The 23,775-nt window shown below is 74.0% G+C and carries 16 protein-coding genes and 1 pseudogene; 5 read left to right on the forward strand and 12 right to left on the reverse strand.

The features are described from left to right. The first annotated feature begins 106 nt into the window (after positions 1 to 106). Entirely contained in the window at positions 107 to 892 is a 786-nt protein-coding gene (locus ACZ6Z8_RS35125) for a M23 family metallopeptidase (protein WP_465614061.1), read from the forward strand. Between the two features lie 43 nt (positions 893 to 935). Here ACZ6Z8_RS35125 and pcrA read toward each other — a convergent pair whose 3' ends face one another. The 3 genes from pcrA to ACZ6Z8_RS35140 all read right to left on the reverse strand — a co-directional run bounded on the left by pcrA (position 936) and on the right by ACZ6Z8_RS35140 (position 5,658). Beyond that, positions 936 to 3,563, reverse strand: a complete 2,628-nt coding sequence (gene pcrA, locus ACZ6Z8_RS35130) for a DNA helicase PcrA (protein WP_465614062.1) — start codon at positions 3,561 to 3,563, stop codon at positions 936 to 938. A gap of 81 nt (positions 3,564 to 3,644) precedes the next feature. Then, positions 3,645 to 4,322 carry a LuxR C-terminal-related transcriptional regulator gene (locus tag ACZ6Z8_RS35135; protein ID WP_270146514.1) on the reverse strand — a complete coding sequence of 226 codons (678 nt, stop codon included), beginning with the start codon at positions 4,320 to 4,322 and terminating at the stop codon, positions 3,645 to 3,647. Beyond that, positions 4,315 to 5,658, reverse strand: coding sequence for an ATP-binding protein (locus ACZ6Z8_RS35140; RefSeq protein WP_465614076.1), 1,344 nt, complete (start codon positions 5,656 to 5,658; stop codon positions 4,315 to 4,317). Before ACZ6Z8_RS35140 ends, ACZ6Z8_RS35135 begins: the two co-directional genes overlap by 8 nt. Positions 5,659 to 5,921: 263 nt before the next feature. Here ACZ6Z8_RS35140 and ACZ6Z8_RS35145 point away from each other — a divergent pair, with 263 nt between their 5' ends. Both ACZ6Z8_RS35145 and ACZ6Z8_RS35150 read left to right on the forward strand, forming a co-directional pair. Beyond that, complete coding sequence (locus tag ACZ6Z8_RS35145; protein WP_465614063.1) at positions 5,922 to 7,373, forward strand: PspC domain-containing protein; 1,452 nt, start codon at positions 5,922 to 5,924, stop codon at positions 7,371 to 7,373. Continuing rightward, positions 7,370 to 7,579: a hypothetical protein gene (locus ACZ6Z8_RS35150; RefSeq protein WP_465614064.1), complete on the forward strand. Its 210-nt coding sequence runs from the start codon at positions 7,370 to 7,372 to the stop codon at positions 7,577 to 7,579. The genes ACZ6Z8_RS35145 and ACZ6Z8_RS35150 overlap by 4 nt, the downstream gene beginning before the upstream one ends. 16 nt (positions 7,580 to 7,595) lie before the next feature. Here ACZ6Z8_RS35150 and ACZ6Z8_RS35155 read toward each other — a convergent pair whose 3' ends face one another. From ACZ6Z8_RS35155 to ACZ6Z8_RS35190, 8 genes and pseudogenes are all read right to left on the reverse strand, one after another. Then, positions 7,596 to 8,054, reverse strand: coding sequence for a QcrA and Rieske domain-containing protein (locus ACZ6Z8_RS35155; RefSeq protein WP_465614077.1), 459 nt, complete (start codon positions 8,052 to 8,054; stop codon positions 7,596 to 7,598). Positions 8,055 to 8,102: 48 nt separating this feature from the next. Continuing rightward, a pseudogene (locus ACZ6Z8_RS35160) lies at positions 8,103 to 8,630 on the reverse strand (DoxX family membrane protein); the annotation flags it as partial. A gap of 193 nt (positions 8,631 to 8,823) precedes the next feature. Then, positions 8,824 to 10,392 carry a glutamine-hydrolyzing GMP synthase gene (gene guaA, locus ACZ6Z8_RS35165; protein ID WP_465614065.1) on the reverse strand — a complete coding sequence of 523 codons (1,569 nt, stop codon included), beginning with the start codon at positions 10,390 to 10,392 and terminating at the stop codon, positions 8,824 to 8,826. Positions 10,393 to 11,423: 1,031 nt separating this feature from the next. Then, positions 11,424 to 13,319: a hypothetical protein gene (locus ACZ6Z8_RS35170; protein WP_465614066.1), complete on the reverse strand. Its 1,896-nt coding sequence runs from the start codon at positions 13,317 to 13,319 to the stop codon at positions 11,424 to 11,426. A gap of 118 nt (positions 13,320 to 13,437) precedes the next feature. After that, the gene (locus ACZ6Z8_RS35175) at positions 13,438 to 15,243 is read right to left on the reverse strand and encodes a GMC oxidoreductase (protein ID WP_465614067.1); all 1,806 of its coding nucleotides are present in this window, start codon (positions 15,241 to 15,243) and stop codon (positions 13,438 to 13,440) included. A 111-nt stretch (positions 15,244 to 15,354) separates the two neighbouring features. After that, positions 15,355 to 16,995 (reverse strand): succinic semialdehyde dehydrogenase, encoded by a 1,641-nt coding sequence (locus ACZ6Z8_RS35180; RefSeq protein WP_465614068.1) that lies wholly within the window; start codon positions 16,993 to 16,995, stop codon positions 15,355 to 15,357. Positions 16,996 to 17,109: 114 nt separating this feature from the next. Then, positions 17,110 to 18,882: a serine/threonine-protein kinase gene (locus ACZ6Z8_RS35185; RefSeq protein ID WP_465614069.1), complete on the reverse strand. Its 1,773-nt coding sequence runs from the start codon at positions 18,880 to 18,882 to the stop codon at positions 17,110 to 17,112. A gap of 162 nt (positions 18,883 to 19,044) precedes the next feature. Then, positions 19,045 to 20,133 (reverse strand): protein kinase, encoded by a 1,089-nt coding sequence (locus ACZ6Z8_RS35190; protein WP_465614070.1) that lies wholly within the window; start codon positions 20,131 to 20,133, stop codon positions 19,045 to 19,047. A gap of 57 nt (positions 20,134 to 20,190) precedes the next feature. On the opposite strand from ACZ6Z8_RS35190, the gene ACZ6Z8_RS35195 reads away from it, so the two are divergent. Further along, the gene (locus ACZ6Z8_RS35195) at positions 20,191 to 20,721 is read left to right on the forward strand and encodes an SHOCT domain-containing protein (protein ID WP_465614071.1); all 531 of its coding nucleotides are present in this window, start codon (positions 20,191 to 20,193) and stop codon (positions 20,719 to 20,721) included. Between the two features lie 3 nt (positions 20,722 to 20,724). Here the strand turns inward: ACZ6Z8_RS35195 and ACZ6Z8_RS35200 are convergent, their stop codons facing one another. Continuing rightward, positions 20,725 to 22,677: a serine/threonine-protein kinase gene (locus tag ACZ6Z8_RS35200; RefSeq protein ID WP_465614072.1), complete on the reverse strand. Its 1,953-nt coding sequence runs from the start codon at positions 22,675 to 22,677 to the stop codon at positions 20,725 to 20,727. Between the two features lie 252 nt (positions 22,678 to 22,929). Here ACZ6Z8_RS35200 and ACZ6Z8_RS35205 point away from each other — a divergent pair, with 252 nt between their 5' ends. Then, positions 22,930 to 23,502 carry a hypothetical protein gene (locus tag ACZ6Z8_RS35205; RefSeq protein WP_465614073.1) on the forward strand — a complete coding sequence of 191 codons (573 nt, stop codon included), beginning with the start codon at positions 22,930 to 22,932 and terminating at the stop codon, positions 23,500 to 23,502. Positions 23,503 to 23,775: the final 273 nt, after the last annotated feature.

The following is a 23,775-nucleotide window of genomic DNA, read 5'->3' on the forward strand; positions in this document are numbered from 1 at the left end:
CCTTGACAACCGGCGGTTTTTCCGGGGCATCGGGCCTGGGACTACAGTCACCGCTGTTCACCTCACACGATGACGTGCCCGAGGCCCACCGAGGAGGCAGCCCCCGATGGCTCCCGAAGCAGCCGCCCGTCCGACCCGTGCGGAGCTGCGCCTCGCCGCCCGCGAGCAGTCCCGTGCCCAGCGCCGCGGCGCCGCCAGGGCCGCCACCCGGGCCGCGCTGTTCCGGGTCGCCGTCCCGTCGGTGGCCGCGCTCGGGGTCGCGGGGGCGGCGGGGGTCACGGTGGTGCAGGAGCAGGCCGACCGGGTGCCCCCGCAGGCCTCGGCGGCCGACGCCCCCGACCGGACGGCCGCGCAGCAGGCGGCCCGGCAGGCCGACGCCGACCGGGCTGCCCAGGCCTCCCGCGGCGACGCCCGACAGCCGCTGAGCGGCGCCCAGCCCGGCGACGGACAGCCCACCGCCACCCCGACCGCCCAGCCGACGGCCGAACCGGCCAGGCCCAAGGTGGTCATGCCGGTCGCCCAGCACGGCCTCGGCGAACTGTTCGGCGCCGCCGGAACCCACTGGATGAACCGGCACACCGGCATCGACTTCCCGGTCGACGGCGGCTCCGAGGTGTACGCCGTCACCGACGGCACGATCCGGACGCAGTGGAACCCGTTCTACGGCTACATGTCGATACTGAAGATGCCGGACGGCACCGAGGCGTGGATGTGCCACCTGCGGGCGTACAAGGTCCGCAAGGGGCCGGTGAAGCAGGGCGACGTGATCGCGTACGTCGGCAGCAGCGGCAACAGCACCGGACCACACCTGCACTTCGAGATCCGGCCGCCGGGCAGCGGGCCGGTCGACCCGCTGCCCTGGTTCCTCTCGAACGGACTGGACCCGCGTTAGGACCCGTCCCCCGGATCCCCGCCGGCGCCGGCGTCGGCGCCGATCACAGCTTCTCGACCGGCGCGTAGCGCAGGACCAGCCGCTTGCGGCCGCCGGAGCCGAAGTCCACCTCGGCCTGCGCGTTGTCGCCGACGCCCGTCACGCCCGTCACCGTGCCCAGGCCGAAGGTGTCGTGGGTGACCCGGTCGCCGACCGCGAGCGCGACGACCTCGCGGTCCACGACCTTGCCGGTGCGCCGCGCCGACTGCCCCCAGCCCGCCTTCGGCGAAGCCGCCGCCGAGGACCCGGTGGAACGCGAACTCCCGCCCCCGGACGAGGACTTGCCCCAGGACGAGCCCGAGGAGAAACCGCGCTGGACCGGCGCCTGCGCGGCCCCCGTCCGCTTCCAGTCGACCAGCGTCTCCGGAATCTCCTCCAGGAAGCGCGAGGCCGGGTTGTAGGCCGGCTGCCCCCAGGCACTGCGCAGCACCGAGCGGGTCAGGTAGAGCCGTTCGCGGGCCCGGGTGAGCCCCACGTACGCGAGCCGGCGCTCCTCCTCCAGCTCCTTGACCTGGTTGAGCGCCCGCATGTGCGGGAAGATCCCGTCCTCCATGCCGGTCAGGAAGACCACCGGGAACTCCAGGCCCTTGGCGGTGTGCAGGGTCATCATCGTGATGACGCCCTGCCCCTCCTCGTCCTCGTCCGGGATCTGGTCGGAGTCGGCGACCAGCGCGACCCGCTCCAGGAAGTCGGCCAGCGAGCCGACCGGCGGCGCGCCGTCCTCGCCGGCGTCCGGCCGCTCGCCCGGGTCCTGCTCGTACTCCAGCGCCACCGAGGCGAGCTCCTGGAGGTTCTCCACCCGGGTCTCGTCCTGCGGGTCGGTGGACGCCTGGAGCTCGGCCAGGTAGCCGGTCTCCTCCAGGACGGCCTCCAGCACCGCCGCCGGGCCCGCGCCCGACTCGACGACCTGGCGCAGCCCGGCCATCAGGGTGTTGAACTTCTTGACCGCGTTGGCCGAGCGCGCGGCCATCCCGTACGCCTCGTCCACCCGCACCAGCGCCTGGGCGAAGGAGATCCGCTCCCGCGCGGCCAGCGCGTCGATCATCGCCTCGGCCCGCTCGCCGATGCCGCGCTTGGGCACGTTGAGGATCCGGCGCAGCGGCACGGTGTCCTCCGGGTTGGAGAGCACCCGCAGGTACGCCAGGACGTCCCGGACCTCCTTGCGCTCGTAGAAGCGCACCCCGCCGACCACCTTGTACGGCAGGCCGACCCGGATGAACACCTCCTCGAACACGCGGGACTGGGCGTTGGTGCGGTAGAAGATCGCGACGTCGCCGGGCTTGGCCTCGCCCTTGTCGGTGAGCCGGTCGATCTCGTCGGCGACGAACTGGGCCTCGCCGTGCTCGTCGTCCGCGACGTAGCCGATGACCTTCTCGCCGTGCTCGCCGGCCGTCCAGAGCTTCTTCTCGCGCCGGTTGGCGTTGCGCTCGATGACGGCGTTGGCGGCGCTCAGGATGGTCTGGGTGGAGCGGTAGTTCTGCTCCAGCAGGATCGTGGTCGCGTTCGGGTAGTCCTCCTCGAACTGGAGGATGTTGCGGATGGTCGCGCCGCGGAAGGCGTAGATCGACTGGTCCGCGTCACCGACCACGCACAGCTCGGCCGGCGGCACCTCGGCCAGCCGCCCGGCGGCCGGGTTCACGAAGTCCCCGTCCGCGGTGCGCCTGGGCGCGGCCGCGACGGATCCGCCGCTCAGCTCCCGGACCAGCATGTACTGGGCGTGGTTGGTGTCCTGGTACTCGTCGACCAGGATGTGCCGGAACCGGCGGCGGTAGTGCTCGGCGACGTCCGGGAAGGCCTGCAGCAGGTTCACCGTCGTCATGATGATGTCGTCGAAGTCCAGCGCGTTGGCCTCGCGCAGCCGCCGCTGGTAGAGCGCGTACGCCTCGGCGAGCTTCTTCTCCATCGGGTTGGCGGCCTGGTCGGCGAAGGTCTCCTCGTCGATCAGCTCGTTCTTGAGGTTGCTGACCTTCGCCGTGAAGGACTTCGGCGGGAACTGCTTCGGGTCCAGGTCGAGGTCGCGGCAGACCAGCGACATCAGCCGCTGGGAGTCGGCCGAGTCGTAGATCGAGAAGCTGGAGGTGAAGCCCAGCTGCTTGGACTCGCGGCGCAGGATGCGCACGCACGCGCTGTGGAAGGTGGACACCCACATCGCCCGGGCGCGCGGGCCGACCAGCGCCTCGACGCGCTCGCGCATCTCGCCGGCCGCCTTGTTGGTGAAGGTGATCGCCAGGATCTCGCCCGGCTGCACCCCGCGGGCGCCCAGCAGGTGGGCGATCCGGTGGGTCAGCACCCGGGTCTTGCCGGAGCCGGCCCCGGCCACGATCAGCAGCGGCGAGCCGGCGTGCAGGACGGCCTCGCGCTGCGGGTCGTTCATCCCCTCCAGCAGCTGCGCCGGGTCCACCACCGTACGGGCGGCGCCGTTGCGGTACCAGGCGTCCCGCTCGGCCTCCGCGGCGTGGTCGGTGTGGAACAGGCCCTCCGGGATCGCCTCCTCGTACGCGTCGTACGGGACCTCGTCCTCGTACGGCGGGGGCTCCTCCTCGATCGCGTCGGCGGGCACGGCGGGCTGCTTCGACCCGGCGGCGGGTGCCTCGAAACCGGGGAGCGGGAGGTCGTCAAAGAGGCTACTCATGGCACATCGAGTCTATGGCCACCCACCGACAAGCCCGTCCGTCCCGGGGAATCCGGGGCGGACGGGCTCGGCGGTGACGGATCAGACCAGGCGGCGGGCGGTGGCCCAGCGGGTGAGCTCGTGGCGGTTGCTGAGCTGGAGCTTGCGCAGGACGGCGGAGACGTGGCTCTCGACGGTCTTCACCGAGATGAAGAGCTGCTTGGCGATCTCCTTGTAGGCGTAGCCACGGGCGATCAGCCGGAGCACCTCGCGCTCGCGCTGGGTGAGGCGGTCCAGGTCCTCGTCCACCGGCGGGGTGTCGGTGGCGGCGAAGGCGTCCAGCACGAAGCCGGCCAGCCGGGGCGAGAAGACCGCGTCGCCGTCGGCGATCCGGAAGATCGCGTCCACCAGGTCGGTGCCGGTGATGGTCTTGGTGACGTAGCCGCGCGCGCCGCCGCGGATGACGCCGATGACGTCCTCGGCCGCGTCCGAGACGGACAGCGCCAGGAACTTCACCCCTCCCTGCTCGCCCATCACGCCGACCGAGCGGCGCAGCACCTCGACGCCGCCGCCGCCGGGCAGGTGGACGTCGAGCAGCACCACGTCGGGCCGGGTCTCGGCGACCACGCGGACCGCCGAGTCCACGTCGTCGGCCTCGCCCACCACGTCGATGCCGGTCACCTCGGTGCGGCCGATCTCGGCCCTGACCCCCGTCCGGAACATCCGGTGGTCGTCCACCAGGACGACCCTCGCCGTGCGCTCCGGCGCTGCCTCAGTCATTCGTTCTCTCCATCTCCAGCTCGACCTCGGTGCCGCCGCCCGCCGCCGGCCGCACCCGAGCGGTGCCGCCGTGGCGCTTCATCCGGCCGATGATCGACTCCCGTACGCCCATCCGGTCCTCGGGCACCGTGTCGGGGTCGAAGCCGGGGCCGTGGTCGCGGACGAACACCGACACCGTCCTCCCCTCGACCTCGGCGTAGACCTGGACCGGTCCCCCGCCACCGTACTTGGCCGCGTTGACGGTCGCCTCCCTCGCGGCCTGCATCTGTGCCGCGATCTTCTCGTCCATCGGGCAGTCGCCGACGATCACCAGCTCGACCGGGACGCCGTGCCGGTCCTCGACCTCGGCGACGGCGGCCCGCAGGGTCTCCGCCATGGTGTCCGGCGCGGCCTCGGCGGCGGCCTCGGGGCGGTACAGCCACAGCCGCAGCTCGCGCTCCTGGGAGCGGGCCAGGCGCAGCACCTCCTTGGGGTCCTCGGCCCGACGCTGGATCAGGGTGAGGGTGTGCAGCACCGAGTCGTGGATGTGCGCGGCGATCTCGGCGCGCTCCTGGGCGCGGATGCGGGCGGTGCGCTCGGCACCGAGGTCCTGCCACAGCCTCAGGCCGTACGGGCCGAGCAGCACCAGCACCCCGGCCAGCACGGCCAGCGAGGCCTGGATCACCGAGCCGAGGGTGGAGCCGCTGCCCTGCATCGCGAGCAGCGCGATGGTGCCGGCCACCGCGAGCAGCACGCCGGCGCCGACCCGGGTGTAGGCGCTGCGCCGCCGCTCGCCCTCCATGCCGAACCAGCGCTGCCAGCGCGAGTCGTCGGCCTGCCGCCAGACCAGCGCGACGCCGACGCCGATCGCCAGCAGCGGCCAGGTGTACGGCTTGGCGGTCTGCCAGCCGAGCACGTTCAGCAGGGCGATCACGCCGATCACGACCATGACCAGGGCGGCGAGCTGGCCGATGCCGCCCTGCCCGGCCTTGGCGGCGGGCCGCTTCCCGGTCCCGTCCTCGCCCTCGACGGCGGGGGCCGCGGTGACCGGCTCGCCCTGCAGCGCGTGCTGGAGCAGTTCGCGCAGCCGGCCGATCCAGCCGCCGCTGGGCTTGGTCAGCGGGGTGCCCGGCCGCAGCCAGGGCGAGGTCGGGATGTAGACGCCGTTGACGTTCACCCAGTAGGCGCCGCCGCGCTGGGAGGGCTCGCCGATGCCGATCGGCACCACGAACCAGAACGCCGCGTACAGCAGCGCGCCGATTCCCTGGGCGAAGAACAGCAGCACGAAGGCCAGCCGCACCCATCGGACCGGCAGTCCGAGGTGCACCGCGAGGCCGTTCGCGACGCCGCCCAGCATCCGCCCCTGCGGGCTGCGGTAGAGCCGCCGGTACGGCGGGCGCCCGCCGTCGGGCACGTTGGGGTCGGCGCCGGCCGACGCCGCGGCGTCGGGGGCGAGGGGGCGGGGATCGGTACCGGGTGCTGCCACGCCACCGATGGTTCCACGCGGGCGCCTTCGGGCGCATCAGGGTGTGTCCCCCACGCTTATCAGGGACAAGTCAGGGTACGGGCAGGGCCGTACCCGGTTGGGCCCGCCCGCCCCCTGCCGGAAGGATGGTGCCCATGACCGAGGACCACCGCATCCAGGAGGCCGGGCCCGCCGCCACGCCGGAACCGGAACGCCCCCCGCTGACCAGGACCGAGCACCACCGCGTGGTGGCCGGCGTCTGCGGCGGGCTCGGGCGGCACCTGGACATCGACCCGGTGGTGTTCCGGGTGGTCACCGTGGTGCTCTGCCTCTCCGGCGGCCTCGGGCTCTTCCTGTACGGCCTGGCCTGGCTGATCGTCCCGACCGAGGACGGCGCCGACGGCAAGGGCCGCGGCGGGCGCACCGAGCTCCAGCGGGTGCTGACCGGCCGGGTCGACGGCCAGTCGATCGGCGCGGTGCTGCTGACCGTCATCGGCACCGGGGTGTTCTTCTCCTCGATGGGCGACGGCGACCAGCTGTTCCCGCTGCTGCTGCTCGGCGGCCTGGTCTTCATGGCGGTGCGCTACGACCCCGAGCGCCGTCGCGGCCGGGGCCGCGGACGCCGCCACGGCGGCCCGTACGACCGCCACTTCCCCGACGACGACGGCCACGGCCGCTCGCAGGACGAGGCCGCCCGGGCCCGGCACGCCGCCGCCCAGGCCGCCGGGACGGCCCCCGCCGACTCCCCCGCCCCCGGCCCCAGCGGCTACCTGTGGGATCCCCGCCACCCCGAGCGCAACCCGTACGGCGCGGCCGAACCGGCCGGTCCCACGCCCGCTTGGGGGTCCCCCCGGCCGGAGGCTGGGGGAAGCACCAAGGTGCCGCCGCCCGGCGGCCCGGCGCAGGCCTGGTGGCAGCGCACCGACCTGCCGGAGGGCGACCCGCTGCGCAAGGAGCGCCCGGAGCGCCGCCGCGAGCCGGCCGCCGTCCGGCCGGCGAGGGAGCGCTCGCCGCTCGGCTTCTTCGGCTTCCTGCTGGCGATCGGCGCTGCCACCGCGGTCTGGTCCGCCTCGGCCGGCCACACCGACGTCACCAAGCTGAGCACCGTCGTGCTGGCCACCGGGCTGCTGGTGATCGGCCTGACGCTGCTGCTGGCCGCCAAGTACGGCCGGGCCCGCAGGCTCGCCGTGCTGGGCCTGCTGACCACCCTGGTGCTGGCCTTCGCCGGCCACGCGCCGCACACCGTGCAGGACGCCATCGGCGACCGCACCTGGACGGTCACCTCGGCCGCCGACCTGAAGGACCGCTACAACCTCGGTGCCGGCGACGTCCGGCTGGACCTCTCCGGGCTCGACCCGGCCGGGAGCACCCTCTCCACCGAGGTCGACCTGGGCGCCGGCGAACTGGCGGTCACCCTGCCGCCGAACGTCACGGTGAACCTGGTGGCCCGGGTCGGCCTGGGCAATGTCCGCGTCCCCGGCGACCGCCAGGACGGCACCGGACGGCACGTGTACCGGATCGACCCCGTGGGCGGTCAGCCGTCCAAGGGCACGCTCGATCTCCAACTCGGCCTCGGCCTCGGCGACATCAAGGTGGTCCAGCAGTGAGGAAGCACCGGCTCGACCTGTTCTCGCTGATCGCGGGCGGCCTGTTCACCGTGATCGCGGTGCTCTACCTGGTGGCCGCGCTCAACGACCGGTCGGTGAACGGACGGATCGTCGTCCCGGTCACCTTGATCGTGCTCGGCGCCGGCGGCCTGGCCGGCGCGGTCGCCGCGGTGGCCCGCCGGGGCAGGCCGGACCGCGAGGAGTAGGGCGCGTACCGCGGACTCAGCTCTGCAGCGGGCCCAGGGTCAGCTTGTCGCCGTCCTTGCCGACGCCGTACCTGGGCAGCGGCTTGACGGCGGGCCCGTTGACCACGGCGCCGGTCGCGGCGTCGAAGCGGGAGCCGTGGCAGGGGCAGTAGAACTGGCCGTTCTTCGGCGCGTCCACCGCGCAGCCGGAGTGGGTGCACACCGAGGAGAAGGCGCAGTACTGGCCGGCCTTGGGCTGCACGATGTAGACGGCGTCCCCGGTGGCCGGGTCCTTGACCTGGGCCGATCCGCCGACCGGCACGCTCGCCGCGGCCACCGTGGGGGCGGGCGCCGCAGGAGCGGACGCCGTGGTGCCGGGGGCCGGGGCCGCGGACTCCTTGGGCGCGGCCTGCCTGCCCCGGCCGAAGGTGCGGGTCAGCGAGCCGGCGAGCAGCCCGGCCCCGCCGATCGCGACGGCCGCGATCCCGCCGTCCACCAGCGCCCGGCGCTTGACGTGCTCCTCGGTCAGCCCCCGCGCGCGGTCTCGACCGGCCCGGCCGGCCAGGTAGCCGTCCACCGACAGGTACGGCGTGCCGGCCAGCAGCAGCGGCGTCCAGGCCATCAGGTAGCCGAGGTCGTTGCCGAGGTAGTACGGCGACACGTTCCAGCTGACGGTCAGCCACAGGCTCAGGTTGATCAGCGCGCCGCCCAGCGCCGCGACCCGGCCCCACAGGCCGAGCAGGGTGCCGAGGCCGACCGCCAGCTCACCGAAGGCGACGGCCAGCGCGGACAGCGTGGGCGTGTCCAGTGCCGGGCCGAGCAGGAAGGCGATCGGACTGCCGCCGGCCTTGGCCGCCCGGGTCTGCGAGACGAAGGAGGCCGGGTCGCCCGCGCCGGCCAGGAAGTGCGCGTCGGACAGCTTGTCCAGGGCCGCGTAGACGAAGGTGACGCCGAGGAACAGCCGCAGCGGCAGCAGCGCGTACCGGGACGCGAACGCCCTCCGCTGCGCCGCCCGGTCGGCCCGGACGGCCGCTCCCCCGCCGACCGCCTCGGAGTTGCTGACCTCCGACATCCCGCACACCTTCCCTCGCGGCCTGCCACTCCCTGACAGGTCCGGTCCGCATTCTGCCCGCTCCTGCACGCTTTCGGTGGGAGGTCCCACCCGGGGACCGCGAACTCCCCACCGGGGGAACGAACGGCAACGCCGCCGCTCCCGTACACGGGAACGACGGCGCGGCCGGACAGGCCCTGGCGGTGCGGGAGTGCTACTCCCACTCGATGGTGCCCGGCGGCTTGCTGGTGACGTCGACGACGACGCGGTTCACGTCGCGGACCTCGTTGGTGATCCGGGTGGAGATCCGGGCCAGCACGTCGTACGGCAGACGCGACCAGTCGGCGGTCATGGCGTCCTCGGACGAGACCGGGCGCAGCACGATCGGGTGACCGTAGGTGCGGCCGTCGCCCTGCACGCCCACGCTGCGCACGTCGGCGAGCAGCACGACCGGGCACTGCCAGATCTCGCGGTCCAGACCGGCCGCGGTCAGTTCCTCGCGGGCGATCGCGTCGGCGTCGCGGAGCAGGTCCAGCCGCTCCTTGGTGACCTCGCCGACGATCCGGATGCCCAGGCCCGGGCCCGGGAACGGCTGGCGCTGGACGATCTCCTCCGGCAGGCCGAGCTCCTGGCCGACCATCCGGACCTCGTCCTTGAACAGCTTGCGCAGCGGCTCGACCAGCTGGAACTGGAGGTCCTCGGGCAGGCCGCCGACGTTGTGGTGGGACTTGATGTTGGCGGTGCCGGTGCCGCCGCCGGACTCCACCACGTCCGGGTACAGGGTGCCCTGGACCAGGAAGTCGACCGACTCGCCGTGCGCGCCGGCCTCGGCGACGATCTCGGCCTGGGCCTGCTCGAAGACCCGGATGAACTCGCGGCCGATGATCTTGCGCTTCTCCTCGGGGTCGGTGACCCCCTTCAGCGCGTTCAGGAAGCGCTCGGAGGCGTCGACGACCTTCAGCTGGACGCCGGTGGCGGCCACGAAGTCCTTCTCGACCTGCTCGGTCTCGCCCTTGCGCATCAGGCCGTGGTCGACGTAGACGCAGGTCAGCCGGTCGCCGATGGCCTTGTTGACCAGGGCCGCGGCGACCGCGGAGTCCACGCCGCCGGACAGGCCGCAGATCGCGCGCTTGTTGCCGACCTGCTCGCGGATCAGGGCGATCTGCTCCTCGACCACGCTGCCGGTGGTCCAGGTCGGGGCGATGCCGGCGCCGCGGTAGAGGAAGTGCTCCAGGATCAGCTGGCCGTGGTCGGAGTGCAGCACCTCGGGGTGGTACTGCACGCCGTACAGGCGGGCCTCGTCGTTCTCGAAGGCCGCGACCGGGACCAGGTCGGTGGAGGCGGTGACGGTGAAGCCCTCCGGGGCGGCGGAGCAGGCGTCGCCGTGCGACATCCACACCGAGTGCTGCGCCGGGACGCCCTCGAACAGGGTGGAGCCGGTGCGGGAGACCGTCAGCGGGGTGCGGCCGTACTCGCGGGCGCCGTTGTTGTCGACGGTGCCGCCCAGCGTCTTGGCCATCAGCTGGAAGCCGTAGCACATGCCGAAGACCGGGACACCGGCCTCGAAGATCGCGCGGTCGAGCTGCGGCGCACCCTCTTCGTAGACCGACGACGGACCGCCGGAGAGGATGATCGCCTTGGGGTTCTTGGCGAGCATCTCGGCGACCGGCATGCTGCTCGGCACGATCTCGCTGTAGACCCGCGCCTCACGCACCCGACGGGCGATGAGCTGGGCGTACTGGGCACCGAAGTCGACCACCAGGACGGTGTCGTTGTCCGGCACGGACTGGACGGGAATTGCAGAGGACACAGACGGCCTTCCGGCAGCGGTATCGAGGTGTCGCGCTGAACCGCTTCCCCGGGCGGGGCAGCGGCGGCGGACGGGTGTGGGTGTCTGGACACCGATTCTACCGGGCTGTCCGGTTTCACTCGTCTGCACGTCCAAAGGACCGTGACCGGACGGGGCCGCGCTTCGTTGCTTCTGACGACCGGACGGCCGCGCCGCGTCCGCCAGACGCGCCGCCGCCGCCCCCGACCGGGGGCACCGCCGTACGGACTGCAGGACCACGCGTGGAGCTTCACCCCAGTCCACCGGCGCACGTGGCGCCGCCGCCCCGGCCCGCCGGGGAGCGCGGCACCGTGGGACCGTGCGCGGGTGCCGCGGCCGGCCAGCAGGGGACAGCGACCCCGGCCGCGACTGGGCCGAGAGGTGGGACGGCCGGCTCCCGGGGACGCCCGGGAGCCGGCCGTCGCACCGACCGTCGCACCGATGGTTCGATCCCGGGCGCACTCCGGGCGCACCTCCCCCCGCCGTCCCGCGCTGCTACGCGCGTCCCCGTGCGCCGCAGCACCTTGACCACTACGCACCGTGATCATTCGGCGCACTGTCGTCGGTACACGGAGTGGTTCGAACTGTGCCGAACCGGTTGCAGAGCAGCCCCTCCGTCCAGCACGATGCTCCCTGTGAACGGTTCTCCCGGCGGCCGGCAGGCCCGCCGCGAGGACCCGGACCGACGTCTCCGCCGTCGCCGCGCAGCAAGGCGACAGCGGTTTTCACTTCACGCTCCGTGAGCGTGGGACCGGCGCAGACCTGCCCGCCGACCCGCCGCCGCACGGAGGCACGCCCCGCTCGCCGGCCACCCAGCCGGCACCGAAGGGGCACGACCACGGACCGACCGACAGGACGGCGCTCCTCCCCCGGCGCCGTCACCCCCAGCACCTGGCGCAGCCCTGACGCCGAGTGCTGAGCGACAAAGGGCCCCGTACCCCCGCGGGGCCCTTTGCCTTTCCCCCTCTGCTACGGGTGGTCGCGTCCTAGGGGTGGTCGCGCCAGACGCTCGGGTCGACCGGCTCCTCCGGCGGCCGCGGCGCGGCCCCGGGCTGCGGTGGCGTCCCGGCGGCGGGCGCGGGCGGCGCGTCGTGCGAGCCGAGCACCTCGCTCACCCCGATCACCGGCGCGTCCGCCACCGGCCCGGCCGGGTGCGGCACCGTCGGTGGCACCGGCCCGTACGGCGGCGCCTGCGGGGGCACTCCGGGCGGCATCGCGCCCGGCACCGATCCGGGCGGCGGGCCCGCGTAGCCGGGTCCGCCGGGGTACGGCACCTCCGGCGACACCGGGCCGTACGCCCCGTACGGCGGCACGCCGGGCGGCACCGCGCCGTACGGTGCCGTCGCGCCCCGGCCGCCGAGCGCCGCCAGCAGCGCGGGCACCAGCAGCGCACCGACCAGCGCCCAGACCGCACTGGCCAGCAGCAGGCTGAGGAACGTCAGCCCCATCGAGGTGTCCTGGGTGGAGGGCGCGTCGTCCGCGCCGCCCCAGCCGCCGGAGGTCGACCCCTGGAGGGACATCGAGGTGCTGAACAGCCCGCCGGAGGCCGCCGTCAGCGCGACCAGCAGTACCGCGTACACGGCCGCCAGCCGGAGCCGGTCGGCCGTGTCCAGCCGCCGCCGGTAGGCCGTCCAGCCGAGCAGGCCCGCCGCGGCGAGCGCCAGCAGACCGGTCCAGCGCCAGTCCGCGCTCTCGCCGTGCAGGTCGAAGAAGGAGAACTCCCGGTGGCTGTCGCGGTAGTCGCTCCACCCCGGGACGGCACCCCTGGTGGTGTCCGACCGGACGGTGGCGCCCGAACCCAGGCCGAGCAGCAGCAGACCGAGATTGGGCAGGAAGGCCAGCGAGACCGGCGTCTGCCAGTCCTGGTCGCTGTTGGCGGCGATCAGGACGAAGGCCGTCACCGAGACCAGGCCCAGGGTCAGCGCGAGCGCCTGGCCCGCCGTCAGCGCGGCCACCGCCCAGCCGCGCACCGCCCGGCTGCGCCAGGCGGCCCAGCGCATCGCGTCGGTGCCGTAAACGGTGAAGGCCAGCAGGCCGCCCACCAGGAGGGTCCAGCCGAGTGCCCAGACCCAGCCGGAGTCCGTGTCGAGGGACGGCGGCCTCCCGAGGCCCAGGGCGGAGCCGTAGTAGCCGCCGTCGGTGTTCCCCGGGTTCCAGCTGGTGCCGGCGACCAGCCCGAGCACCGCGGTCACCAGGCCGAGCACCACCGCCGTGCGCAGCGCCTCACCGGCCGCCTGGCCGCGGGTCAGCTGGGAGCCGTCGGCCTTGCGCCGCCGCAGCCCGGCCCGCAGGCCGAGCCAGAGCGCCAGGCACCACAGGACGGTGACCGTCATCGGCACCGCCCAGAGGGTGACGTCCAGGTTCTCCGAGCGGCCGCGGGTGATCGGGTTGTGGAAGCCGAGCCGGAACGGCGCGCCCAGCGCGTTCAGCGCCATCGCCAGGGTGGAGAGGAAGCGGTCGCCGAATTCGGGGGTCGGGAAGGCCCGGTCGACGGTGTAGTCGCTCGGGATCGCCGCGACCAGCGCCGCCAGCAGCAGCACCGCGGTCGGCCCGACGGCCGTCCGCAGCGCCGGTCCCCAGCCCGCGCCGGTCAGCCACCGCAGCAGCGGCGACTGGGCGCCCTTCGGGTGGTACGGCTGCCCGGCGCCCCAACTGCCCACCGCGGGCGGCCCGCCGACCGGTGGGTACCCGGCGCCCGCCCCCTGGCCGGGCGGCGGCGGGTAGTACCCGGGCGGCGGCCCGGCCGGCTGCGGCCCGGCCGGCTGCGGTACGGCGGGCAGCGCGACGGCCGTCGGGGGCGGGGGTGCCGTCGGCCGTCCGCACGAGCCGCAGGCGGGCGCCCCCTCCGCCGAAGTCGCGCCGCACGATGCGCAGTTGGCCATGAACCGCATTCCCCCCGCTCGACGAGTTCCTGGTCCCCCAGGGAGCCCGTTTATCCCATCGGACCCGAACGGATGTCAACCGGAAAGCGGCCCGGTCGGATTGGCCTCCGGAGCCGGTTCAGCCGCGCTTCTTCGGGACCTCCGGGACGGGCAGCAGCGGCAGTCGCAGCGCCCCGAAGGCGCCCTCCGGCACGGCCGGGCGCACCGGTGCGACGGGGGCGACCCGGCGGTAGGCCTCGCCCTGCGCCGGGCGCCGGTCCGCCTCGCCCTTGTTGGGCCACATCGACAGGGCGCGCTCGGCCTGCGCGGTGATGGTGAGCGAGGGGTTGACGCCGAGATTGGCGGAGACGGCCGCGCCGTCCACCACGCTGATCCCGGGGTGCCCGTACAGCCGGTGGTACGGGTCGACCACGCCGGTCTCGGCGGTGTCGCCGATCGGGCAGCCGCCGAGGAAGTGCGCGGTCATCGGGATGTCGAAGATCTCGCCGACGGTGCTGCCCGGGAAGCCGTTGATCTCGTCGGCCAGCGCCTGGGCACCCTTCTCGGCGGCCGGGATCCAGGTCGGGTTGGGCTCGCCGTGGCCCTGGCTGGAGGTGAGCCGGGGCTTGCCGAGCGGGCCCTTCTTGAGCGAGACGGTGATGGAGTTGTCGAGTGACTGCATCACCAGGCCGATGATCGTCTTCTCGGACCAGCCGCGCTGGTTCATCGAGCGGCCGAAGGTCACCGGGTGGAGCACCGAGTTGCCCAGGTAGCGCAGCCAGCGCGGGGCCCTGCCACCGCCCTTGACCTGGGCGATCGACAGCGCGCCCATCGCGTTGGAGCCCTTGCCGTAGCGGACCGGCTCGATGTGGGTGTTGGCGTCCGGGTGGATCGAGGAGGTGATCGCGACGCCCTTGGTGAAGTCCGCCTTGGCGCCGTAGCGCCGGTCGGTGGTCTGCGCGCCCACCAGTGCCTCGGAGTTGGTGCGGGTCAGCTCGCCGAGCCGGTCGGAGATCCGGGGCAGGTGGCCGGCGTCCCGCATCCGGTGCAGCAGCGACTGGGTGCCGTAGGTGCCGGCCGCGACCACCACCCGGGCGGCGGTGATGGTCCGGGCGCCCGCCTTCACCCGGTCGGTCCTCGACCGGGAGTCGGTGCGGCGCACGTCCACGGCGTAGCCGCGGGTCCCGTCGGCTCCGCCGAGCTCGCGGATCCGGGCCACCGTGGTCAGCGGGTGGATCTCCGCGCCGCCCCGCTCCGCCAGGTACAGGTAGTTCTCGGTGAGCATGTTCTTGGCGCCGTGCCGGCAGCCGGTCATGCACTCGCCGCACTCCACGCAGGCCTTGCGGGCCGGGCCGGCGCCGCCGAAGTACGGGTCGGCGACCTCCTCGCCGGGTGCCGCCCTGGTGGTGCCGTCGGTGTCCTTGCCGTCCCCGAAGAAGACCCCGACCGGCGCCATGTGGAAGGTGTCCCCGACGCCCATCTTCTCGGCCGCCGCCCTGAGGTGGACGTCGGACGGCGTGACGGTCGGGTTCAGCCGGACCCCGAGCATCCGCTGCGCCTGGTCGTAGAACGGCGCCAACTCCTCCTGCCAGTCGGTGATGTGGCGCCACTGGCGGTCCTCGAAGAAGGCCTTCGGCGGCACGTACAGGGTGTTGGCGTAGTTCAGCGAACCGCCGCCGACCCCGGCGCCGGCCAGGATCAGCACATTGGCCAGCAGGTGGATCCGCTGGATGCCGTACAGCCCGAGCTGCGGCGCCCACAGGTAGTTCGGCAGGTCCCAGGAGTTCCGCGGCAGTTCGTCCCGCTCGAAGCGCCGCCCGGCCTCCAGGACGGCGACCCGGTAGCCCTTCTCGGTCAGCCGCAGCGCCGCGACCGAACCGCCGAAGCCGGAGCCGACCACGACCACGTCGTAGTCGAACTCCGCCGAACCACCGGACTCCACCATCTGCCACTGCTCCTTCGGGGATCGAACCTGCCTGGGGGGGGGAAGCCCGGTCGGCGCTGCGCGGACCGCGGCCCTGCTCGAACCGCACGGCCCTGCTCGAAGCGCCCGGCCCTACTTGAAGCGCAGCGCCTTGAGCGCCCGCAGCCCGCCGGTCATCACGGCGGCGAACTGCTGGTCGTCCAGCCCGAACGAGGGCGCGATCGGCATCAGCCGCTGGGTGGCGACGGTCTGCGCCTCGGTGAAGCGCAGGATGCCGTCGGCGCCGTGCCGCCGGCCCAGCCCCGAGTCGCCCATGCCGCCCATCGGCGCGGCCACCGAGCCGTACGCGGCCGCGTAGGCCTCGTTGACGTTGACCGTCCCGGTGCGCAGCCGGGCCGCGACCGCCCGGCCGCGCCGCAGGTCCCTGGTCCAGACGCTGGAGTTCAGGCCGTACGGCGTGGAGTTGGCGGCGGCGACCGCCTCCTCCTCGGTGTCGAAGCGGTAGACCGAGACGACCGGGCCGAAGGTCTCCTCCGCGCAGACCGCCATCTCCGGGGTCACCCCGTCCAGGACGGTCGGCTCGTAGAAGTACGGGCCGAGGTCGGGCCGGGCCCGCCCGCCGGTCAGCACGGTGGCGCCGGCCTTGACCGCCTCCTCCACGTGCCGGGTGGTGGTCTCCAGCTGCCGGGCGGAGACCAGCGAGCCCATGTCGGCGCCGTACGCCAGGCCGCCGCCCAGGCGCAGCGCCCGGGTGCGGGCGACGAAGCGTTCCAGGAACCGGTCGGCCACCGAGCGGTGCACCAGCAGCCGCTCGATCGAGATGCACAGCTGCCCGGCGGAGGAGAAGCAGGCTCGTACGGCGCCCGCGGCGGCCGCGTCGACGTCGGCGTCGGAGAGCACCAGCATGGCGTTCTTGCCGCCGAGTTCGAGCGAGGCGCCGACCAGCCGGGCGGCGGCGCGCTGGGCGACCTCGCGGCCGGTACGGGTGGAGCCGGTGAAGGAGACGTAGTCGGCGTGCTCCACCACGGCGGGGCCGATCACCGGGCCGTCGCCGATCACGACCTGCCACAGGTCGGCCGGCAGCCCGGCCTCGATCAGCAGTTCCCGGGCCCACAGCCCGGTCAGCGCGGTCTGGGTGTCGGGCTTGTTGACCACCGCGTTGCCGGCCACGAAGGCGGGCAGCAGGTCCCCGACGCACAGCTCCAGCGGGTAGTTCCACGGCGAGATGTGGCCCACCACGCCCTTGGGGCGGCGGGCCTCCACGGTGTGGGTGAGCACCGGCAGCGCACCGCCGCGGCGCCGGTCCTTCAGGTAGCCCTGGGCGGCGCGCCCGTAGTGCCGGGCGGCCATGGCGACGGCCAGGACCTCCTCGAAGGCATGCAGCCGGGCCTTTCCGGTCTCGGCCTGGACGAGGTCCAGCACCTCGTCCTGCCGCTTGAGCAGCAGGTCGTGGAAGCGCAGCAGCACGGCCGCGCGGCGGCGCACCGGCAGCGCGGCCCAGGCGGCCTGGGCGCGGCGGGCCAGCTGGAAGGCGACCTCGACGTCGGCCGGGGTGGACTGCGGCAGACCGGCCAGGCGCTCACCGGTCAGCGGGGCGACGGTCTCCACCACATTGGGCTCGGCGGTGGCGGTGACCCCGGTGGCCAGCCGGTCGACCAGGGACCGGGGGACGGCGGTCGCGACGGTCCGGCCGCCGCCGGGAGCGGTCGGATTGCCGCCCGCGGGGGCGCCGGGGTGTTCGGTGGCCACTGCGTCTGCTGTGAGGTCCGACATACGGCGCAGCCTAGGCCTTCGGCGCCCGGCGCGGTACCCGTCGGTAACAAGAATCTGCCGCAGTCGGGCGAAAGCGGGGCGCTCCGCCCTCACCACCCAGCCGTGCGCCCCGGCTCAGCGGGTCGGCGTGAAGTGGTTGAGCACCGTGGTGAACCGCTGCTCGGCCTGCTGCCAGTCGTCGCCCTTGTCCGGACTGGACGCGTAGATCGCGTAGGCGGTGCCGTCCTCGTCGATGAACTCGGTCTCGATCGCCCGCCGGCGTCCACCCTCCTTCGCCAGGTAGCTGAACTCCCAGGTGGCCGCCTCGTGGCCGTTGACCACGGCGCCGGCCATCCGGTGCTGCTTGTAGTCCTTGAGCGACTTGGAGACGTTGAGCTCCATCTGCCGCATGTGGTCCAACGGCTTGATCGACTGCCCGACGGTGACCGCGAACTGCAGGTAGTGCACCCGGTTGTCGGGGCTGTAGAAGATCTGGTTGCTGTCAGTGCCCAGGCTGCGCTGCCAGGCCGGGTTCCCGGTCGGCAGCGGGAAGCGGAAGCCGGCCTGGTCGTCGACCCAGTGGTAGCCGGCGGGGGCGGGCGCCCCGGGGGTCGCGTCACCGGTCGCCGACGCGTCGGAGGGTTCGGCGGTGTCCGGCTGCGCGGTCGGGGTGGGGTCGGCGGCCGGGGGGTCGGTCAGCTGCCGGGTGGCGAGGAAGGCCGCCGCGGCGGCCAGCGCGCCGACCACCACGGCGACGGCGAGGAGCCTCAGCCGCTTGCGGCGTCCGGCCGGACCGGCAGCGGGCGCGGAGGAGTGCGCGACCGGCGCACCGACCGAGGTGTGCGCCTGTCCGGCGGCCACGACGGGCGCCTCGAACGGCACGGCGACCGACGACACGGCGGTCGGCGCGATCCCGGCCGGACGCGCGTCGGTCGGATCCTCCGAGCCCTCCACCGACGGCTTGGCGGTCCCGTCCGGCCGCTCGTTGCGGTCCACCACCGGCACCGACTGGGTGGGCGTGCGCACCGGCGCGGCCGACGGCACCACCGACGACAGCCCCATGGTGTGCCCGGCCTGCACCTCGGCCAGCATCCGGGCCGCCTCGTCCGCGCTCGGCCGGTCGGCCGGGTCCTTGGCCATCAGCGCGGCCAGCACCGGCCCGAGCGGCCCGGCCCGGCGCGACTCCGGCAGCGGCTCGTCGACCACCGCGGCCAGCGTGGTGATCGGCGAGTCCCGTCGGAACGGCGACTGGCCCTCGACCGCCGCGTACAGCGTCGCCCCGAGGCCCCACAGGTCGGAGGCCGGCCCGGGCCGCTCGCCCTGGGCACGCTCGGGCGCCAGGTAGTCCGGCGAGCCGACCAGGTCGCCCGGCCGGGTCAGCTCGGTCGAGCCCTCGTACTTGGCGATGCCGAAGTCCAGCAGCACCACCCGCCCGGTGCCGCGCTCCAGCAGCACGTTGGCCGGCTTGACGTCCCGGTGCAGCACCCCGAGCTGGTGGCCGCGGTGCAGCGCGGCGAGCACCTGGCTGCCGACCTCGGCGGCGGCGCGCGGCGGCAGGGTGCCGTCCTGGCTGATCACGTCGGCCAGCGAACGGCCGTCGACCAGCTCCATCACGATCCACGGCCGGCCGTCCTGCTCCAGCACGTCGTGCACGGTGATCACACCGGGGTGCTTGATCCTGGCGGCGGCGCTCGCCTCGCGCTTCATCCGCGTGTGCAGGATCTGCAGGTCCTCCTCCGGCAGGTGGTTGACGGTCAGCTCCTTGACCGCGACCTCGCGGTCCAGCATCCGGTCCCAGGCCCGCCAGACCGTGCCCATCCCGCCCCGGCCGAGCCGCTCACCGAGCTCGTACCGCCCGGCCAGCAACCGCTCCGCCTCGGCCGCCTCCGGCCGGTCCTGCACGCCCATCGGCGACCGCTCCCCCTCTCGATTCCACTTGCCGTCACCGCGGCGGAAAGCCCGCTGCAGACCACTGTTCGAACAGATTCCACGGACACCCTAGGCGCACCTCGCCGAGCCCGGTAATCTCGCCCACCCCCCGGACCTGCGCACCGGCGGGCACCCGGGCCGTCAGCCCGCGAACAGCACCACGGCGACGATGCCCAGGACCAGCAGCAGGAACACTCCCCCCACCAGCAGCGGCCCCAGCATGGCCGGTGGTATCCGGGAGCTCCCGCCACCCCGCGCCCCGCCGGACTCCGGCCCGCGCCCGTCCGAACGCCCGCGCCGACGCGGCCGCAACGGCACCAACGGCGCCTCCGGCTTCAGCTCCACCTCCCGCGCCGTCCGCTCCTCGTCGGCCGGCTCCGGCGCGCCCGCCAGCAGCGCCGCCAACTCGCCCCGCACCGCCTGGGCCGTCGGCCGCAGCGTCGGATCGGGCTGCAGCAGCCGCTCGGCCAAGGGTGCCAACGGCCCGCAGACCACCGCCGGTTCACGCCGACCCTCGCGGACCGCCGTCACCAGCTCCGGCACCCCGACCTCCGGGAACGGCGAGCGGCCGGTCACCATCCGCTGCAGCAGCGCCCCGAGCGCCCAGCAGTCCCCCGCCGGGCCGCCGTCCAGCGGCCAGCGCTCGGCCACCGGACCGACCAGCGTGGCCCGCACCTCGTACCGCCGCCGCCCGCCCGGCCCGCCGAGGTCCTCGGCCAGCGCCTCCTGCGCCACCCCGGCGAGCAGCCCCCCGAGCATCGCCGCACCGTCCTCGCAGACCAGCACCGACTCGGCGGTCACATTGCCGTGGGAGAGCCCGGCCTCGTGCAGCGCCCGCAGCGCACCGGCCAGGTCGGCCGCCAACTCGGCCGCCCGGTACGGCGGGAGCGGCCCGGCGGTGAGCAGCTCGGCCAGCGTCCAGCCCGCCGGCCGCTCCTCCACCGTCCACAGCAACTCGCCGTCGACGAAGGCGCCGACCCCGCGCAGCAGCCGCGGATGCCAGCCCGGCGCGGTCGAACCGACCGCCGCCACCCGCCGCACCAGCCGGTCCCCGTGCCCGGGATTGGGCTCGTCCGGGTCCTGACCGGAGGTCAACAACGCGGGCAGCTCCACGGCGCGCAGCAGCACCGACTCACCGGTGCGCTCGTCCACCGCGAAGGCTCGCAGCAGTTCGGGACGGTCCGTCAGCCGGTACCGACCCGCCATCAACTGGCCGGGTCCGCCTCGCATGCCAGTTCCTCTCGCTCACCGAGCAGCCTACTGAGCGGCTCCTTTACGCTCGGTCCCATGGACTGGACCGATCTGATCGACACCGCCTTCAAGGTGGCGGGCAACAACAACCAAGCCAACCAGGCCGAGGCCGTCCGCACGGTCGAAGCGGCCGTCATCGACGGCGAGGAACCGGTGGCCTCCACGGCCGGGCGGCACCCCGACCACTTCCGCAGGGGCGTACTGGTGCTCACCACCCACCGACTGCTCTTCCTGAAGGACGGGAAGCCACCGGTACCGGTTCCGCTCGCGGCCGTCACCGACGCCACCGTGGCCCGCACCAAGTTCAACGGCGAGGTGCTCACCGTCGTCGCCCTGACCGGCTCCCACCGCTTCGAGGACGTGATCAAGGCCGAGCCCTTCGCCGAGCGGATCCGCGAGACCGCCCGGGCCGCCCGCGCCACGCCGCAACCGCCGGCGCTCTCCGACGCCGCTCCCGCCACCGGCGACCAACTCATCGACCAGCTGGAGCGCCTGGCCGCCCTGCACGCCTCCGGGGCACTCACCGAGGAGGAGTTCAGCCGCGCCAAGCAGCGCCTGATCGGCTGAGCCCTACGGCGCCGGCTGGAAGCTGCCGAACACGACGTCCCGGGCGGAGGCCTGCGCGGCCCACTGCGCGTCCGGGACGATCCAGTAGATCGAGTAGCCGTACTTGGCCGGATTCCCGGTGACGAAGCCCCGGTTGAGCGAGTGCGACTTGGGCGTGCCGTTGGTCCACTCCCAGTCCGCCGCGTTGGTCCACTGCCGGTAGGTGATCGCGGCCAGGTTCAGCCGCTGGTAGTTCGTCACCTGGCCACGGATGTTGGGCTCCGAATCCTGCCAGTCGGCGAGGGCGCTCGCACCCGGCGAGGTGGTCCACTCGATCCGCAGCTGGCTGCCGTCGGCCGGGTTCTTGAAGATCCGCCGGTTGGAGTCCGACCCGGCCGGCTGCAACCAGTCCGGCAGCGTCACGGAGAACCCGCTCGGGTCCTGGTACGCGTGGTAACCCGGCGGCACCGCGCCACCCGTGGTCTGCGTCGGAGCCGGCTCGGTCGCCGGCGCCGGGGACACCGGGGACGCCGGGGACGCCGGGGACGCAGCAGCCGAGGCCCCCGCCGTGCCGGTCGGCTCCGCGGAGGCAGGAGCGGGAGCAGGAGCAGGAGCCGACTCCGTCACGGTCGCCTCCGGACTCCGACTCGGGGTGGTGGCCTCACTGGTCGCCGCGACCGGCGAGGTGGCCCCCGCGCTGTGGGTGCTCCCGCCCTTCGCGTTCCCGTCCCCACCACCCACGGCCTGAACCACCGCGAGGATCCCCGCGATCAACAGCAGCACCAGCACCACGGTGACCACCGCCAACCGCCGCCGCCCCGTACGCGGGTCGGCCCCGGCCGCCTGGGTCGCCCCCATCGTCCACTCACTGGTCACCGGCCGGATCGGCTCCGGCTCCGTCGCCGGCACCGGCACCGGCTCGGCCGCAGCCTCCGCGACGGGCTCCTCGTCCCGTGCCCGACTGCCCACCCGGACCGTCCCCAGCAACCCGCTCACGGTCCGCTTGGCCGCCTCCCCCGCCGGCCCCGCCTTCTCCCCCTCGTCCCCGGCCTTCTCGCCGGTCTTCCCCTTCTCCGCCGCCGAGTCCGCGTCCGCAGCCGCCGCGACCGGCATCGCGTGCTCGGTCGTCGACTCGGCCTTCGCGGTCGCCTCCGCCACCACGCGCTTGAGCATCGACCGGGTCTGCGAGGCGTCCAGCCGCTTCGCCGGGTCCTTCTCCAGCAGCCCCTCGATCACCGGCAGCAACGGCCCGGCGTTCGCCGGCGTGCTCAGCTCCTCGGTCATCACCGCGGTCAGGGTGGCCAGCGCCGAGCCGCGGTCGTACGGCGGCCGCCCCTCGACCATCGCGTACAACGTGCCGCCCAGCGACCACAGGTCGGCCGGCGGCCCGGGCTTCTGCCCGCGCGCCCGCTCCGGGGATATGTACGAGGGCGCGCCGACCAGCATCCCGGTCGAGGTGATCGAGGCGTCGCCCTCCACGCTGGCGATCCCGAAGTCGGTGAGCACGACCCGGCCGTCCTCGCCGATCAGCACGTTGGACGGCTTCACGTCCCGGTGCAGGATGCCCAGCGCGTGCGCCGCGCTCAGCACGCCCAGCACGTCCAGCGCGATCTCCGCCGCCCGGACGGGCGTCAGCGGCCCGTCCTCCCGGACGACGTCGGCCAGCGAACGGGACTCGACCAGCTCCATGACGATCCACGGCCGGTCGTCCTCGTCGACCACGTCGAAGACGGTCACCGCCGAGTTGTGCCGGATCCGCGCCGTCGCCTTCGCCTCGCGCAGCGTCCGGACGATCAGCCGGTGCTTCTCCTCCTCCTCGACGCTGGCGTTCATCCGCAGTTCCTTGACCGCGACGGTCCGGCCCAGCATCTCGTCCTCGGCGCGCCAGACGGTGCCCATGCCACCGCGTCCGAGCACGCCGTTCAGCCGGTAGCGGCCGGCCAGGAGGCGGCCGGTGGAACCCTGCGCCTGGGTCATTCGGAACGTTCCCCCATGTGCTGCTGGCGGTCGTGGTGACGGCGCGTCGGCCCGGCCAGGGCCCGAACGCCCAAGCCTCCATCATCCCCTGTCCGGAGGGGCGACTACCACCCGACCCCCGGCCCAAGCCGGGACGAACCGGAACGGGTGCGACGCTCCGTGCCCGATCTGTGATCGAAAACTCGCCAAGATCTGCCCGAGCCGCTGCTACCGTTCGGCAGCTCATCGTCTTTCCGGGGGGACTCGACGCCCATGACCGCACCCGCACCGGGCACTGACGGCCCATCGCTCCGACCCCGCACCGCCCAGCACTACTCGGTCGCCCCCGCCCTGGACACCCCCGAGGGCTACGTCGCCCCCGGCATGCCCGGCGTCCCCGTCACCGGCTACGACCCCGGAACCCCCACCCCCCACCGCCGCACCCCCCGCCGCCGCACCGCCCTCGCCCTCCTCCTCGCCCCGCTCGCCGCCCTCCTCGCCGGCCTCGCCTACGGCTGCGCCCCCCTGCGCGCCGCCGACAGCCTCGGCTGGCTGGCCATCGCCCAAGCCGGGCTGGTCTCCCTCCCCCTGGGCCTGCTCGGCGGCCGAAACCGCTTACTCCCACCCCTCGGCGCCCTCCTCTCCGCCGGCGCCCTCCTCCTCGGCCAACTCACCCAGCACCTCCGCCTCGCCCACACCGACACCGACACCACCACCCCCCGCACCCTCCTCCACCACACCCTCACCTCCTGGCGCGCCGACCTGCGCCCCCTCGACCTCGCCTTCTACGCCATAGCCCTGACCGGCGGCTTCCTCCTCACCCGCCGCACCGCCACCCGCACCTGACCCACCCCCACCACCACGCACACACTGCGGAAGGCCCTGGTGGATCGCACAAAAGGACCACGCACCACACCCCCATCCCTAGGCGCGCGGGCAACACCCCACACGCCACACCCCACCCCCCTCCCTGGGCGCGCGGGCAACACCCCGCGCGCCCACACCCACCCCTCCCCCCACCCACCCCAGGCGAGAGGGACGCGCTGCGGGAGGGGGCGGTGGAGGGGGTGGGTGCGGAAGGGGGCGTGACGGGTGATTTTCAGACTGCCAACGGCGACC

The organism is Kitasatospora sp. NPDC101108, assembly GCF_055584725.1.